The sequence below is a fragment of the Streptomyces sp. NBC_01197 genome, from assembly GCF_036010505.1.
Taxonomy (GTDB): domain Bacteria; phylum Actinomycetota; class Actinomycetes; order Streptomycetales; family Streptomycetaceae; genus Streptomyces.
Genome location: NZ_CP108569.1, coordinates 760,127 through 777,070 on the forward strand (window position 1 = coordinate 760,127; position 16,944 = coordinate 777,070).

The window sequence follows — 16,944 nt, forward strand, 5'->3', positions numbered from 1 at the left end:
GGACAGCCCGTCCCCACTCCCCGTCGCACAGAGCGCGCTGCGGCTGCCCGGTACACGCCGCCCCCGTTTCGCGGCGAGCGGGCCACCGTGGCCGGCCGCCACGGGCCCGTTCGCGCTCCGTGCCGCCGAGCGACACCCCGTCCCCCTCCTTCTCGCTCGGCGGATTCCCCGCATCCACCAGGAGCCCTGCCGTCATGAACGCATCGCACCATCCCGCACGCCCGAACCGCCGTCACTTCATCGCAGCCGCGGGCGCCGCCGCCATCGCGGTGAGCCTCGGGGCCCCCGCCCGGGCCGCGGCCCGCCCGGCCGACCTGGGCCGCCCGGCTCCCGCCGGTACGGTACCGCCGCGGCTCACCCCGTTCCCCCTGTCATCGGTCGCTCTCCTGGACAGCCCCTTCCGCGAGAACATGCGGCGCACCTGCGCCTACCTGCTGTTCGTCGATCCGGACCGGCTGCTGCACACCTTCCGTCTCAACGCCGGCCTGCCGTCGTCCGCCGAACCCTGCGGCGGCTGGGAGGACCCGGCGGTCCAACTGCGCGGTCACAGCACCGGCCATCTGCTCTCCGGACTCGCCCAGGCCCACGCCAACACCCGGGACGACGCCTACGCCGACAGGGGGCGCATCATCGTCGACGCCCTCGCGGCCTGCCAGGCCGCCGCACCCGGCGCCGGTTACACGCCCGGCTACCTCTCCGCCTTCCCCGAGCAGGTCTTCGACCAGCTGGAGGCCGGCGGCCGGCCCTGGGCCCCGTACTACACGATCCACAAGATCATGGCCGGGCTGCTCGACCAGTATCTGCTGAGCGGCAACGAACAGGCCCTGGACGTGGTGCGTTCGATGGCCGCCTGGGCTGAGGCCCGCACCTCGCGTCTGACGGCCGACCAGATGCAGACGCTGGTCCTCCGGGTGGAGTTCGGCGGTATGAACGACGTCCTGTCGAACCTGTACCTGGTTACCGGTGACCCGGCACATCTGCGCACCGCCCGCCGGTTCGACCACGAGGACCTGTACGGGCCGCTGGCCGCGGGCCGCGACGAACTGGACGGCCGTCACGCCAACACCGAGATCGCCAAGATCGTCGGCGCCGCGCGCGAGTACGAGGCCACCGGTGAGCAGCGCTACCGCGACATCGCCACCTACTTCTGGGACACCGTCGTACATCACCACTCGTACGCCATCGGCGGCAACTCCAATCAGGAGTTCTTCGGCCCGCCAGGCGAGATCGTCAGCCGGCTCTCCGAGGTGAGCTGCGAGAACTGCAACTCCTACAACATGCTCAAGCTGGGCCGGCAGCTCTTCCTGCAGGACCCGGGCAAGGCCGCGTACATGGACCACTACGAGTGGACCCTCTACAACCAGATGCTCGGCGAGCAGGACCCCGAATCCGAGCACGGCTTCGTGACGTACTACACGGGGCTGTGGGCGGGCTCGCAGCGCCAGGTCAAGGGCGGGCTCGGGGCCGCGCCCGGAAGTTACAGCAGCGACTACGACAACTTCTCCTGCGACCACGGCACGGGCATGGAGACCCACACCAAGTTCGCCGACAGCATCTACTTCCGCTCGGCGGACGCCCTGTGGGTCAACCTGTTCATCCCGTCCCAGGTGACATGGGCCGAGCGAGGGGTGACGCTGCGCCAGGAGACCCGCTATCCCGACGCGGACACCACCAGGCTCACGGTCACATCCGGAGGCGGCCGGTTCACCCTGAAGGTACGGATACCCGGCTGGCTGGCCGACCATCGCTCGCCCGCCCTGGTACGGGTCAACGGTCACCCGGCCGGCGCCCACGCCGAACCGGGTACGTACGCCACGCTGACCGGGAACTGGCGCTCCGGAGACGTGGTCGAGGTGACGCTGCCGATGGAGCCGGTCTGGCGTCCGGCGCCGGACAACCCGCAGGTGCGCTCCCTGTCCCACGGCCCGGTGGTCCTGGCCGGCGCGTACGGCAGCACCCTGTCCCCGACCATCCCGAACGTCGATCCCGCGTCGGTGCGGCGGCTGCCGGGGCGTTCGACGGCCTTCACCGCCACCGCCGACGGCGCCGCCGTGTCGCTGCTGCCCTTCCACCGGATCCAGCACCAGCACTACAACGTGTACTGGGCCGTCTCGCCCAGGACGGGCCGCGAGCGCGAGATCGCCCACTACGCCTTCGATGAAGGCCGCGGAAGCACCACCGCGGACTCCCTGCGTTCCTTCCCCGACGGTCAACTGGCCGCGGGCGCCGGCTGGACGGCGGGCCGCACCGGCGCCGGCGTCGCCCTGGACGGCGCCGGCGGCCACGTGGTCCTGCCGCCCGGTCTGCTCACCGGACTGGAGGCGCTGACCCTCAGCGCCTGGGTGCGTGCCGACTCGCTCAGCGACTCCGCCCGGGTGTTCGACCTCGGGTACCACAAGGACACCTACCTCTTCCTCGCCGTGCGCACCGGTACCGGGAAGGCCCGCGCCGCCCTGAAGATCGCGGGTATGGAGGCCGAGGACTTCATCGACGCCTCCGACGCCCTGCCGCAGAGCCGTTGGACGCATGTCGCCCTGACCGTCGGCGGCGGTACCGGCGTGCTGTACGTCGACGGCGTGGAGTCCGGGCGCAACGACGCGATGGTGAGCAGTCCGCTGCTTCTGGGCGCCACCACGCGGAACTACCTCGGCCGCTCGCAGAACTCCAAGCACCCGTACCTGCAGGGCGCCGTCGACGGCTTCCGGGTCCACAACCGGATGCTGTCCGCCACGGACGTCGCCGCGCTGTTCCGCGCGGACGCCTGATCCCGCACCTTCACACCACACCCGTCCACCGCACTGTCCAGGAGACCCCGTGTCCGCAGCCCTCCCCCGACGTGTCCGGCGCCGCCCGGTCCTCGTCACCGCCTCCGCCCTGACCGCACTGGTCACCGTCCTGCCCCCGGCCATGACCGCCCAGGCGGTGCCCGCCGGCGTCACCGCCACCACACTGCGCACCCAGCACCTGAGCCAGGCACTCGGCATCGACGAGACCGCCCCGGACCTGAGCTGGCAGCTCAGCGGCAGCGGCACTGACGTCGTCCAGCAGGCGTACCGCGTCCAGGCGGCCACCAGCCGCGCTCTGCTCACCAGCGGCCGTCCCGATCTGTGGGACTCGGGCCGGGTCGGCTCCGGCGCGCCGCGCACGACCTACGCCGGCAAGAAGCCCGGATCGCGTGCCCGTGTCTACTGGCGCGTGATGGTGTGGACGAGCACCACGAACCGCCCGCCCCGCTGGAGCGACGGCGCCGTCTTCGAGACCGGTCTGACGAACCCGCAGGACTGGTCCGCGCACTGGATCACCAGCCCCGACTGGAAGCTGAGCACCCGGAAGGTGGAGCCGGTCGTCGTCCGGCTGCCGAAGACCACCGCCCGCTACGTCCGGCTCGACGTCACCAAGCTCGGCCTGCCGCTGGCCGAGGACTTCCCGAACCGGTCCTGGCGGCTGCAGCTCGGGGAGGTCGAGGTGCGCGACTCCGCCGCACCGGACACGGACCTTGCCCAGGGCGCGGCCGTCACCGCCTCGGAGTCCAACACTCTGCGCAAGACCTGGGAACCCGGTCTCGCCGTCGACGGGCTGACGAACAGCGCCCTGCAGACCGCGGCCGGGTACTCCAGCCAGGCCCACTCCGACGCCGACGTGTCGTCCTCGCCGGTGACCCTCACACTCGACCTCAAGTCCGCCCGGACCTTCGACCAGGTGGTGCTCTATCCGCGCGCCGACGTCCTCACCGACGACGGCCGCGTGCCGGACTTCCCGGTCGACTACGCCCTCTCCACCGGGGACTCGGCCACCGGGCCGTTCACACCGGCCGCGAAGGTCACCGGCCAGCAGCCTCCGAAGCCGTACCTGCCCTCCGGTCTCCCGCTGTTCACCAAGGACTTCGTGCTCGGCGAGAAGGTGCGCAGCGCCCGCCTCCACGTGGCCGGCCTGGGCATCTACACGGCCGACGTCAACGGCCGGCCGGCCGGCGATGCTGTGCTGGAGCCCGCGAACACCACGTTCGCGGACCGGGTGCAGTACGCCACGTACGACGTCACCGATCTGCTGCGGCACGGCGACAACACCATCGGCTTCGCCCTCGGCAACGGCATGTCCAACGTGGTCAGCACCGCCGACCGCTACCGCAAGCTCTACGGGAACCTCAGCGACCCCAAGCTGATCGCCCAGCTGGAGGTGACCCTCGCCGACGGGACCGTCAAGCGCATCGCCAGTGGCTCGGACTGGCATACGGCACTGGGACCGACCACGTCCTCGAACTGGTACGGCGGCGAGGACTACGACGCCCGCCGCGAGATACCGCACTGGGACGAACCGCGGCAGAACCGCTCGGACTGGTCGCAGGCGGTCACCGTTGACGGCCCCGGCACCCCCGGCCACCCGGCGCAGCTGAGTGCCCGCGAGACCGAACCGGTCCGCGTAGCGGAGACCCTCAAGGGCACCGAGGTCTCCGGCGCCGCCCCGGGCAGCCGCATCTTCGACCTGGGCCGCAACATCGCCGGCTGGCCTGAGATCACACTGCGCGCACCGGCCGGGACGACCGTACGCGTCTACCCCGCGGAAAGCCTCAAGGACGGCCACGCCTTCCAGTCCATCAGCAACGTGGGCGCCCCCCTGTGGGACAGCTACACCGCACGCGGCGCGCAGAGCGAGACCTGGCACCCGCAGTTCTCGTACCACGGCTTCCGCTACCTGGAGGTCAAGGGCCTGCCGGCCGGCGCCACCATCTCCGTACGCGGAAAGGCGCTGCACACCGACAACGCCTCCGCGGGTGACTTCAAGAGCTCCGACGGCCTGGTCAACGGCATCCACACGATCATCCGCAACGCCATCGGGAACAACATGATGAGCGTGCTCACCGACTGTCCGAGCCGGGAGAAGCTCGGCTGGCTGGAGCAGGACCAACTCGTCTTCCCGGCCCTGGCCGCCAACTACGACATGGAGGCCTACCTCCGCAAGATCGTGCGGGACATGGCCGACGCACAGACCCCCGAGGGCCTGGTCCCGAGCACCGTGCCCGAGTACACCAGCCTGCCGGGCGCCTACCGCAACGACTCCAACTGGGGCGGCGCCTTCGTCCTCGTGCCCTGGCAGCTCTACACCACGTACGGCGACACCGACACGCTGCGCACCTACTACCCGGCCATGAGGAGGTACGCGGCGTTCCTGAAGACCCAGGTCTCCGACGGCATCCTCGACTACGGGCTCGGCGACTGGTTCACCCCGGACCGTACCTTCCCGCGTGCGGTCGCGGGTACCTACGGCTACTGGCGGGTGGTGGACGCGCTCAGCCGGATCGCCGGCGTACTCGGCGACAGCGCCGGCGCTGCGTCCTACCGCGACGAAGCCGACGCGAGCGCCAAGGCGGTCACCGACAAGTACTACGACGCGGCGACGGGGACCTTCGGCGGTGGCGGCCAGGGCGCCGAGGCGCTCGCACTCGACATGGGCGCGTACCCCGAAGACCAGCGGCAGCGGCTGCTCGACCACCTCGTGGGCAGCATCAGGGACGCGGGCTACCACCTGAACCTCGGTGAGATCTCGCTGCCCGCGGCGTTCCGGGTCCTGTCCGCAGCGGGCCGTGACGATGTCGTGTACAAGATCGCCACGCAGACGAGCAGTCCCAGCTACGGCTACCAGGTGGTGCACGGCAACACCGCGCTGGGCGAGTCCTGGGACGGCGGCTCCGGCCAGTCGCAGGATCACTTCATGCTCGGTGCGATCGACTCGTGGTTCACCAGCCGCCTCGCCGGGATCCAGCAGGCGCCCGGCTCGGTCGGCTACGAGAAGTTGCTCGTCGCACCCGCCGTCGTGGGGGACCTGGCCTCCGCGTCCGGCTCCTACGCCACGCCCTACGGCAAGGTCTCCACATCCTGGCACCGCGATGGCTCGGCCTACCGCCTGCGGGTGACCGTGCCCGCGGGGACCCGGGCAGAGGTCCATGTGCCGGTCACCTCAGGGAGCGTCCGCGCCGACGATGGTGCCCGCCTGCTGCGCACCGAGGGCGGCACAGCGGTGTACGAAGTCGGCTCCGGCGACTGGTCCTTCAGCTCCACCTACGCCCCGGCAGGGAACTGACCCCGCCACCGGGCCGGTGAACGACACGGCGCCGCCGACCCCTGCGGGGGAGTCGGCGGCGCTGTGGTGCCGGGCCCGGGCCGGTGTTGGGCCCCGCCCTACCGGCTCACCTCCGGCGCGACCGCGATGTCGTCGAACTGGGAGGCGCTGTACGAGCCGAGTCCCAGGCCGACCTGGCCATGGTCGTATGTGGTGTCGGTGACCTCGGCGACCCGGGTGCCGTCAACGGTCGCGGTGATCCGCTCGCCCGAGAAGCCGAGGGCGAACCGGTGCCAGGTGTCCGTTGCGGCGGACGGCAGGTCACCGTGGGCCAGGATCCGCGTGGTCTTGTCCGGCATGACGGCCTCCAGGGACCAGGTGCCGGCGTCCGACAACTTCAGGTAGTAGCCCTCCCACACGTTGTCGTGGCCGGGCCCGACCGAGTTGAGCTGGTTCACCACCCGCCCGAGCAGCGACGCAGTGCCGGACCGGCGGATCATCACCTTGGCGGACACCGTGTAGTCGGTCCACTGGCTGTCCCCGGCCAGGGTCAGCGGGCTGGGCACCTTCGACCACTTGATCGGCTGGGCCGTGATGGCCTGCTGCAGGCACCTGCCGGTTCCCCTGCTGCCGGGCGCGGCCTCAGGCGCGACGGAGCAGGGCGCCGTCTCGAACGCGCCCTCCATGTCGGAGAGGTAGCGGGGTGTGACGCCGTCCCGGTATCCGTCGAAGGTGTCGCGGTAGGGCAGCGCCATCGTCTTCGACGGGGGCGCCGTCTTCACAGCCGGCCCCTTCCCGCCGGGCATCGTGGTGAGCGTGGTGACGGTGCCGGGCTGCAGCGTGACGGTGTGACTGCCCCGGGCGCCCGGGTCCACGTCGGCGCCGTGGACGAACCAGTCCGCCGGGTCGGTGGACCGCAGTGTGGTCGACCACCGGTGGAGCGCGCCACGGGGAAGGTGCCCGGCCGGTGTGACGGCGACCGTCTGCGGGGCCGTCGCAGCGGTCGTCTCGAACACTGTCGTGTAGGCCGGCCGCTTGCCCGGAGACTGCAGTGTCACATAGGTGCCACCACCGTCGAGGTACCCGCTGGCCGAGTCGGTGTAGCGCCAGCCCGGACGTGCGAACTGCGCGGTCTGGGCGATGGTCCACAGCGTCGGGCCGAGTTCGTAGTGGCCGCTCCACGGTTCATTGGCGCGCAACAGGCCACTGCCCTGCATCTGGACGGTGGGGTACCAGGCGTAGGCCACCGGCCAGTTGATGAATCCCGTGATGCGCGAGTCGACGTACTCGTGGTTCATCTCCGCGGCGAGCCGGGGCGCGCCGGTGAGGTAGTTGTTCCAGCCGGATTCACTGGCGAACAGCGGTTTGTCCAGGCCGAGGGCGTCCGGCGAGCTCGAGCAGTGGATCTCCGAGCAGGGGTAGTGGATGCCGACCACGTCCACGGCCTTCGCGAAGGCCTGATCGTTCTTCATGTCGGTGGCCACCTGCCAGCCCGCGTTGTCGGCGGCGACCACCTTGACACCGTCGTAGCCGTTCTTCACGAGCGCGGCCTTCAGCTTGCCGTACCAGGCGGCGTCCCAGCCCTTCTCGTTCCAGCCACCGAGGTAGTTGATGTCCAGGTGGTGCTTTTTCGCGCAACCCAGCCACTGCATCAGGTAGTCGACGTTGTCAGTCGACCAGAAGCCGCCGTTGAACCAACCGGGCGCTCCCCATTCGAGTCCGTAGAACTGGATCTGCGGGTTGCGCCGCTGCGCCTGCTCCATCAGCCACCACTCGTATCCCCGGTTGCAGTTGACGTCGGTCGGTGTGCGCATGTGGCTGGGTTCTGCGCCGTTGCTGGAGTTGGTGTCGGAGCCGATCTCCACCTTCAGGATCTGCAGCGAGGCGCCGTATCCGGGTTTGAAGAGGTAGTCGAGGATCTGGTCGCGCCGGCGCTTCGGGTAGTCGACGAGCAGCCTGGAGGTGCCGCCGCCCCCGCTGATCGCCCCGATGCCGTCGAAGACCCGTCCGGTGTCACGGCTGTCGACGCCGATCGACTGGACCGGGGGTGTGCCGGAGCCGGGGTCGGCACTGGCCATGGGCGTGACGAGCGCCGCCACGCAGGCGATGAGGAGCATTCCTACCGCCCACAGGGAACGGCGCGCGGGCCGCCGCCATTGGCCGGCGGACGGTGGTCTGGTGCTGAGCACGAAGTCTCTCCTCTCCTTCCGATGGGTCCCGGTTTCACAGCTCCACATGGGTCCGGCCCGCTCGTACCTGTGTCCGGCGCGGCCGGCCGCGCTCCGGGGTCACCTCGATACGGGCGGGGCCGCCCGCGTTGAGGTCGAAGGAGGCCCCGGAGGTGTTCAGCAGGAAGTTGCGGACCGCGACTCGCGCACCGGTGGCCCGGAATACGACCTTGCCATCCCGGGCGAGTGTGGTCCGGTTCGGTCCGGCAGAGACGGAATACGTGTGCTCACGCAGGCGGACGTTGGCGATGCTGTTGGTGCCGGGCAGCGAGAGGGTTCCGAACATGATGCCCGACGGGTCGCCCTCCCAGGGGTTGTCGGAGATCAGCTCGTGCAGGCTCTGCACGGCCATGGCGTTGGACCAGGAGTAGGTCCGCCAGGCGGTGTCGACGGCGGAGTCCATGATCGACTGGCCGGGCTCGGGGTCGAAGGACTCGGGGAACCAGTTGTCCTTGTCCCAGGCGTCGAGGTACATGGCGGTGCTCCGGGCCGCGAACTCACCGGCCACGTCGTCGAAGCCATACCGTTTGACGCCGTCGTACACGGTGGCGTTCATGGGTGGCCACACCGCGCCCTTCCACTGCTCGGGGGCGGTGCCCTCGCCGTATCGGTCGAAGAACTTGAAGTGTTCGGAGCCGGGGTGCACCGGGCCGCCGCTGCAGTAGGACGGGTCGTCGCGTGCGACGCTGGGGACCACGTACTCGCCCCAGAACTTCTTGGGGTCGAGCAGGTGCTCCCGTACCAGGGTCTTCGCCCGGTCGGGTGTCGCGATGCCGGCGAACAGCGGGTAGAAGACGGTTGGTGTGACGACCTCGTTCCAGCTTCCGTCGAGGTAGCGGCTCAGGTAGAGGCGCCGCTGCGGATGCCACAGCCGGTCGTTGAGCAGCCGGTGGATCTCTGCGTGCTGCGCGGCGAACCGCCCCGCTTCCGCTGTTCTGCCCAGCACGCGGGCCATCTTGGCCAGGGTCTCGGCCATCAGCGCGTAGTACGAGTTGAGCGCCACGTCGGTGAGGTCGGTGTTGTCGCGAGGGTCCCCGCTGCCGCCCTGCTTGTGAATGCGCTGGTAGTCGGCGTAGACGGGACTGTCGTCAAGTCCCAGGTGGTTGCCGCGGCCGCCGACCCGGTCGCCGAAGTACGGGGTCTCCAGCAGCCCGTCGCCGTCGGCGTCCCACTCCGGCAGCAGGTCGTAGTAGGCGACGAGGGTGGGGTACGCCTTCTTCAGTACGGTGACGTCGCCGAACTTGGTGTACAGGCGCCAGACGGCGTACGCGTGCATCGGGCCGGAGTTCTGCTGGTCGTAGCGCGGCCCTTTCAGCGGGACCTGGTTGGGTGGTGCGTCCGCGTCGAAGATGTCCGTCTCGTGCTGGGTGGCCAGTGGCCGGCTCACGAGTGCGGCGTCGATGGCGTCGAAGGCCGAGTCCCACCCGGTGAAGAGGCCGCCTCCGCCGCCCCACCCCCACATCACGAAGGCACGTCGGTGGTCCTTGTCGTAGTTGGTGTTGAGGGACAGTGCGTCCCGCACCGCGTCCGCCGCCCGCCCCGCCGGACCGGAGCCCGTCAGGTTGTCCTCGCGGACCGATGCCTCGGCGGTGGCCAGTATGTGCTCCGCCTCGTGCGGCTCCGGCTGGTCGAGCCGGGGCGGCCGCCCGCCGACAGCGGCGGCGAAGGTGAGGGTCTGGCCCTTGCGCAGGCGGTACCGGAGTGCGGCCGCCGTGGTACCGGGTGCACCGGTGGCCCCGGTCATGGCGGCGGTCATGTCCGCGACCGACGCGTAGCAGCCACTGCTGTCGGCGGGGTCGGCGGGCGCCAGCCGGAAGTGACCGGTCCGGGATGTATCCAGCAGTCCCGGCGCGCTGCCGGTGACATCCTGGCCGTCCAGCGCGAAGGCCGCGGCCTCGCCCCAGGGCGTCGCGACCTCCAGGAATATGGTCGTGTCGTCGTCGAGCGCGGTGACGGCCCCGATCACCGAACTGCCGTCGCCGGTGCGGGCATAGCGGGCCCGGATGGTGTGCTTCTGGCTCTGCGCGTCGTCGTACTGCTTCTGCAGTGAGGGCAGTTTCGCGGTCGCGTCGGAGACCTCGTCGTCGGACCACTGCTCCGGGTGCGCCATCACCTCGCGCAGGGCCTGGAGATGGGCCGGCGTGACCTTACGTTCGTCGGTGCTGACCCGGACCTCCTTGTAGGCACCGTCGGGTGCCATCGGCCCGATCCGCCAGAGGTTGTTCGTCATTTTCTCGCGAATGACCTTGCCGGCCTCGGTGAGGAGGCCGACGCGGAGCGCGAATCTGGACTCCCCCTCGCCGACGAAGAGTGCCCCGGTCCAGTCCTGGTCCTTGATGCCCGGCATCGCGAACGGTCGCCGCACAGTGGGATACGGCAGAGCCGTCCGGTGACCTTGTGCAGTTCGCTCGCCGGGCGCCGCGTACGGCGTTGCGGCATGGGCTGTGCCGGAGCCGGCCGTCAAAGCGGCCGCCGATGCGCCGAGACCGGTGGCGCCCACTGTCCGGAGAAAGTTACGTCTGGGAAGGTGACCGTGCGTCATATCGCCTCTCACTTCCTCAACAAGTACAGGTCGGCGTCCGGGCATGAGGAAGCACCCGCGGGGCGCGGGGTACGCAGGACGGCGACCCGACAGGGCAGATGTGAAATGTTTCACTGACGGCCCCATTCTCAACACCCTCCACCGAGACAGTCAACGGGGAGTACTGAGCCGATCACCGAAGCGTGAGCTTTCTACCTGCAAGTAACCCGGAAATTTCGATGAGTGGTCACAGAACCCTTGCCTCCCAAGCCGCGTCGCCTTAGCGTCCTGCAGGGTTAAAACGTTTCAGGGAGCGTTCAGACTGCCCATCAGAATACGTCGGCGGCCCCTCCGTAGCGGCTTCGCTCATGCGGGTGCCCCACTCGTCGGCGCGGCACATGCAGCAAGGAGACAGACCACGATGAGTGATACCGACGCCCAGGACGATCACGGGTTCACGCGCCGACTGCTACTGCGGACCGCGGCTGTCGCCGGGGCCGGTACCGCCCTGGCCTGGGGCGCCCCGGCCGGCACCGCACTGGCCGCCGCTCCCGGGTCCACGGCGGCTCGAACCGGCCGTGCCGGCTGGCTCGCGCATCCCGGACGGCCGGTCCAGCCGAAGTTCCGCTGGTGGTGGCCGGACGGTCTGGTGGACCCGCGCGAGATCAGACGCGAGGTGGACCAGATCGCCGACGCCGGGTTCGGCGGCGTGGAGATCGCCGCCGTCACCCACAGCCTGGACGACAAGACGGTGCTCCAGGTGGCCGATAACGGCTGGGGCACCCCGGTGTGGACGGCCCGTGTCGAGGCCGCTCTGGACCAAGCCGCCAGGCGTGGAATCACCGTTGACCTCACAGTCGGTCCGAGCTGGCCGACGGCAGTCCCCTCCATCACTGCGGACAGCGAGGCAGCCGTCAAGGAACTCGCCCACGGTTCGGTGCAGATGGCGGGAGGAACGACCTACACGGGACCGGTTCCGGCGCCCGTGATAGCCGCAGCGCCCGGCGTCTCCCGGCAGCAGTTGGTGCTCGTACAAGCTGCGCAGATCGACACCGCCAACTCCACCCGCAAGGAGACCGGACTCAGCTTCTCCTCGGTGCGCGATCTGACCGACCGGGTCACCGGAGGAACCATCAGCTGGACCGCGCCGCCGGACGGTGAATGGGTCCTCATCGCCTACTGGCTGCGCGGCTCGGGTCAGACTCCGGAGTCGGGCCCCCACACCTCCCCCGCCGCGTACGTCGTCGACCACTTCAGTGAGGCCGGCATCCAGGCGGTCATCGACTTCTGGGAAGCGCATATCCTGACCGCCCCGGTACGGAGGCTGCTCAAGAAGGCCGGCGGCGCCCTCTTCGAGGATTCGCTGGAGATCGAGTCCGACTCACTCCAGTGGACGCCCGGCCTGCCCGCCGCCTTCGAGAAGAACTGCGGTTACGCGCTGGAGCCGTACCTGCCCGCGGTGATCCTCAGCAAGAGCAACCAGGTCTTCGCCTTCGACGCCGAACTGACCCGCCAGGTACGGCACGACTTCTGGGACACCGTCTCCCGACTGTTCAACGACCACCACGTCAGCGTGCTGAAGAAGTGGGCGCACTCCCTCGGGCTGAAGCTGCGGATGCAGCCGTACGGACTGCAGACCGACGCGATCGCCACCGCTTCGATCCTGGACATACCCGAAGGCGAATCACTGGGGTTCAAGAACCTCGACGACTACCGGTGCCTGGCGGGCGGACGCGACATGGCCGGCCGGACCATCATGTCCTGCGAGTCCGGCGCCTACACGGGAGGCGCCTACAACACCACATGGCAGAAGTTCCTGACCACGATGGGCGGGGCCTACGCGGCCGGCGTGAACCAGACCGTGGTGCACGGCTTCTCGTACGCCACGGTGCCCGGCGTCAAATGGCCGGGCTACGCCGCGTTCACCCCGTACCACGGCAAGGTCGGCTACGGGGAGTCCTGGGGACCCCGCCAACCAACCTGGCAGCACACCCCGGACGTGTCGGGGTATCTCAGCCGCATCCACCAGGTTATGCAGTCCGGCACCGCCCGAGCCGACGTCGCGGTGTTTCGCCAGACCGGGTACACCGCGACCGGGATCGGCGCCTCATGGTTCACCGCCAGCGGCGTTCCGCTCGGCTGGACCCACCAGTTCATCAGCGGCCCGCTACTGGAAGTGCCCAACGCACAGGTCTCGGGCGGCCGGCTCGCTCCCCACGGCCCCGACTACAGGGCGCTGTTCATCGAGGGAGACTTCTTCGCGGGTTCCACCTGCACCCTCCGGGTAAAGGACGCCGAACGGCTGCTGGAGTTCACCATGGACGGACTTCCCATCGTCATGCTGGGCGCCTGGGAGACCGCGACGGTGCCCGGCGTACCCGCTGACGGCGAGAACGAGCGACTGAGGACGGTCGTCAGTAAGCTGCTCGCCCAGCCCCGGGTGCGCAGGGTGTCGGACAAAGCCGATGTAGGGGCGGCGCTGGCCGACCTGGGTGTCCAGCCGGCCGTCCGGTACGCGACTGCCTCCACCCTGCTCAACGCCCATCGCGTCGCCGACGGCGTCGACTACTACTACCTGTGCAACGGCAAGCACGCCGAGAGCGTGAAGCCACCGGTCGCCCCCATTGACCACGAGGTGACTCTCCGCCGGACCGGGCCCGATGGCGTCCCCTATCTGCTCGACCTGTGGACGGGAGAGGCCCGGCGTATCGGCCGGTATGCGGAAGACGGCGACTCCATCCGGCTGCGCGTGACCCTCCAGCCCGCCGAGACCGCCGTCGTGGCCATCGGCCGGCCGGGCCTGTTCGGCGACCGCGCCGGCAAGCAGCCGCACGCCGTCAGCAGCCAGGCCGAATCCGTGGACTTCGTGGACGGTGAACTGACGGTCCGCCACTCGGCCGCAGGCACCGTCGACACCGTGCTGTCCCAGGGCCGGACCGTCCGCACCACGATCGGCGAGGTGCCCGCCCCCAGGGTGCTGTCGGCCTGGCAACTGCACGTGGAGGACTGGCGCCCGGGCGGTGCCCCGACCACGACCACCGTGACAGGCCACGACCTGAAGCTGGACGCCCTTGCGCCCTGGTCACAGCTGGACGGCCTGGAGGACGTCTCCGGAGTGGGCCATTACCGCACCACCGTCACCCTGGAACGGCCATGGACCGGCGGATACGGCGCCTGCCTGGAACTGGGCACACTGAACGGCACCTGCCGGGTGACCGTCAACGGCAGCCGGCTCGACCCCGTGGACCAGATCAACCCGGTGGTGGACGTCGGCCCATGGCTGAAGCGGGGTGACAACACGATCGAGGTGGAGGTGGCAACCACCCTCGCCAACCGGCTGCGGGTGAGCGATCCCGATGTCTACGGCGGGCTCGCTCGTCAGCAGTACGGGCTGACCGGCCCGGTCCGACTGGTGCCGTACGGTCAGGCCCGCGTCGGTTGAGGCTCTGCCCGTGAGAAGCGCGCGTCGGCGCCCGCTCACTGATGACCCCGCTCCCTGATCCGGCCCGATCCAACCGGAAGGCCTGGGTCAGCGGGTCCGCAGGCTGGAGTGCCGGACCACCAACTCGGGCTGCAGTACCACCTGTCGGTGCTCGTGCGCTGCCGCGCCGGACCGATCCTCGGTTTCCTCCAGGAGGAGTCCGGCGGCGAGGGCGCCCATGGTGGCGGCGGGCTGGCGGACGGAGGTGAGCGGGACGACAGCGGCAGCGGCGAACTCGATGTCGTCGTAGCCGACGATGGCCAGGTCCTCGGGGACGCTGACCCCGGCCGCGTACATGGACTGCAGGAGGCCGAGGGCGAGGAGGTCGTTGGCGCAGAAGACGGCGGTCGGGCGGTCGGTGAGGCCGAGCAGGCGGGCACCGGCGTCCCGGCCGGCCGCCACGTCGAGGCGCTCGGTGGGCAGTTCGCGCAGAGCGCCGGGGCCGAGACCGGCCTCGGCCAGGGCCTTCAGGGCGCCCGCGCGGCGGTCGAGGACCTGGTTCAGGCCGGGCGGGCCGGTGACGTACGCGATGGAGCGGTGCCCGGCGTCCACCAGGTGGCGGACCGCCAGGGCGCCGCCCGCGACGTCGTCGACCGAAACCGAGCATCCCGCTGGTCCGTCCGCGACCCGGTCGACCAGCACAAAGGGGATGTCATGGCGGCGGAACGTCTCGATGTTGCGCCCGGTGGCGTCGGCGGGAGTGAGGAGGACGCCCCGCACCCGCTGCTCGGCGAAGAGCGAGAGGTACTCGGATTCCTCGTTCGGGTTCTGGGCGCTGTTGCAGACCATCACGCCGAGTCCGGCCTCACGCGCGGCCCGTTCGGCGCCGCGGGCCACATCGACGAAGAAGGGGTTGCCCATGTCGAGGACGAGCAGTCCCATGATCCGGCTGCGGCCCGCACGCAGCTGGCGGGCGGACTCGCTGCGGACGTAACCGAGCCGGTCGATCGTGGACAGTACCCGCGCCCGGGTGTCGGCGGCGACCGTGTCCGGACGGTTGATCACGTTCGAGACTGTGCCGACCGAGACTCTGGCGGCGCGGGCGACGTCCTTGATCCCCACCGACTGGGCCATCAGACGAAACCTCCTGATCGATACGGGAGAACGGAAACCCTGCATGTTAGCGGCCACACCGCTCTCAACTTCCCCTGAACCTCCGGGGAGACGAAGGCGGCTGCCACGTGGGGACCGCCACGGCACCTCTCGTCACGTGGAGCGCCCCGGGGTCACGCAAGGTGAAACACCTCGGTCAGGGGTTTCATCCCCTGGTCGGGCCGGCCGCCGTCCAGTGCTTCGCAGAACGGCGCCATCTCGGCCTGCCAGCGGGAGTTGACGTCGGTGGCCTCCATGGCCGCCTTGGCGGCCTCGAAGTCACCGGTCTCCAGATAGCCGACGAGCAGCCCGTCGTCGCGCAGGAAGAGCGAGTAGTTGTGCCAGCCGGTGGCCGAGAGCGCGGCACGCATCTCGGGCCACACGGCGGCGTGGCGTTCGCGGTACTCGGCGATCCGGTCCTCGCGGACCTGGAGGAGAAAACAGACGCGCTGCATGCGGTACCGCTCCCCGGACTAGAAGTTGAACTGGTCGATGTTCCTGGCGTTGAAGACCGTCGGCTTGCCGAGGTTGATCACCCCGTCCTTGCCTATGGTGTACGACCCCATCGCGCCGGCCTTGAAGGTCTCGCCCTCCTTCCCGCTGATCTGCCCGGAGGACAGGGCGACGGCGGTGCGTGCGGCGAGCTCGCCCAGCTTGGCCGGGTCCCACAGCTCGAAGGCGTCGACGGTGCCGTTCTTGACGTACTTGCGCATGTCGTTGGGGGTGCCCAGGCCGGACAGCTTGACCTTGCCCTTGTACTTGGAGCCGGACAGGTACTGGGCGGCGGCCTTGATGCCGACAGTGGTCGGGGAGATGATCCCCTTCAGGTTCGGGTACTCCTGGAGGAGGCCCTGGGTCTGCTGGAAGGACTGCTGGGCGTCGTCGTTGCCGTAGGCGACCTTGACCAGCTTGACGTCCTTGTACTTCGGGTCCTTCAGCTCCTCCTTCATGTAGCCGATCCAGGTGTTCTGGTTGGTGGCAGTCTGCGCGGCGGACAGGATCGCGATCTCGCCCTTGTAGCCGATCTGCTTGGCGAGCAGTTGCACCTGGGTGCGTCCGAGGTCCTCGGCGGACGCCTGCGATACGAAGGCGTTGCGGCACTCGGGCTTGGTGTCGGAGTCGTAGGTGACGACCTTGATGCCGTTCTGCATGGCCTGCTTCAACGCGGTGCACAGGGCGCCCGGATCCTGCGCGGACACAGCCATCGCGTTCACCTGCTGCTGGGTGAGGGTGTTGACGTAGGAGACCTGGCCGGAGGTGTCCGTACCGCTGGACGGGCCGACCTCCTTGTACTTCTCGCCCAACTCCTCCAGGACCTTCTTGCCGCCGTTGTCGGCGGAGGTGAAGTAGGGGTTGTTGACCTGCTTGGGCAGATAGCCGACGGTCAGGCCCCTCTTCATCGCGGCGTTCGGGTCCGCCTTGCCTGCCGTGGCAGCACCGCCTTCCTTCTGGGCGTCGCTCTTGGTGGTGCCCCCGCAGGCGGTGGCACCGAGGGCGAGGGCGGCCGTCACTGAGACGGCGATGGTCAGCCGACGGGTTCTGGTGGTGAGCAGAGACACGGTGGT

General features: G+C 69.6%; 8 protein-coding genes. 3 read left to right on the top strand and 5 right to left on the bottom strand.

The genetic code is table 11. The annotated features are described in order from the left end of the window. Positions 1 to 194 precede the first annotated feature (194 nt). Both OG452_RS03470 and OG452_RS03475 read left to right on the top strand, forming a co-directional pair. The gene (locus OG452_RS03470) at positions 195 to 2,765 is read left to right on the top strand and encodes a beta-L-arabinofuranosidase domain-containing protein (protein WP_327294118.1); all 2,571 of its coding nucleotides are present in this window, start codon (positions 195 to 197) and stop codon (positions 2,763 to 2,765) included. A gap of 49 nt (positions 2,766 to 2,814) precedes the next feature. Further along, positions 2,815 to 6,078 (top strand): family 78 glycoside hydrolase catalytic domain, encoded by a 3,264-nt coding sequence (locus OG452_RS03475; protein WP_327294119.1) that lies wholly within the window; start codon positions 2,815 to 2,817, stop codon positions 6,076 to 6,078. A 98-nt stretch (positions 6,079 to 6,176) separates the two neighbouring features. Here the strand turns inward: OG452_RS03475 and OG452_RS03480 are convergent, their stop codons facing one another. Then, positions 6,177 to 8,246 carry a galactosylceramidase gene (locus OG452_RS03480; protein WP_327294120.1) on the bottom strand — a complete coding sequence of 690 codons (2,070 nt, stop codon included), beginning with the start codon at positions 8,244 to 8,246 and terminating at the stop codon, positions 6,177 to 6,179. A gap of 34 nt (positions 8,247 to 8,280) precedes the next feature. After that, complete coding sequence (locus OG452_RS03485) at positions 8,281 to 10,632, bottom strand: MGH1-like glycoside hydrolase domain-containing protein (RefSeq protein ID WP_327294121.1); 2,352 nt, start codon at positions 10,630 to 10,632, stop codon at positions 8,281 to 8,283. Positions 10,633 to 11,227: 595 nt separating this feature from the next. Between OG452_RS03485 and OG452_RS03490 the strand changes: the two genes are divergently transcribed. After that, a complete protein-coding gene (locus tag OG452_RS03490) occupies positions 11,228 to 14,248 on the top strand; it encodes a glycosyl hydrolase (RefSeq protein WP_327294122.1) in 3,021 nt (1,006 codons plus the stop codon). Between the two features lie 87 nt (positions 14,249 to 14,335). Here the strand turns inward: OG452_RS03490 and OG452_RS03495 are convergent, their stop codons facing one another. From OG452_RS03495 to rhaS, 3 genes are all read right to left on the bottom strand, one after another. Beyond that, entirely contained in the window at positions 14,336 to 15,361 is a 1,026-nt protein-coding gene (locus OG452_RS03495) for a LacI family DNA-binding transcriptional regulator (protein ID WP_327294123.1), read from the bottom strand. Positions 15,362 to 15,513: 152 nt separating this feature from the next. After that, a complete protein-coding gene (locus OG452_RS03500; RefSeq protein WP_327294124.1) occupies positions 15,514 to 15,834 on the bottom strand; it encodes an L-rhamnose mutarotase in 321 nt (106 codons plus the stop codon). An 18-nt stretch (positions 15,835 to 15,852) separates the two neighbouring features. Continuing rightward, complete coding sequence (gene rhaS, locus OG452_RS03505) at positions 15,853 to 16,932, bottom strand: rhamnose ABC transporter substrate-binding protein (RefSeq protein ID WP_327299493.1); 1,080 nt, start codon at positions 16,930 to 16,932, stop codon at positions 15,853 to 15,855. Positions 16,933 to 16,944: the final 12 nt, after the last annotated feature.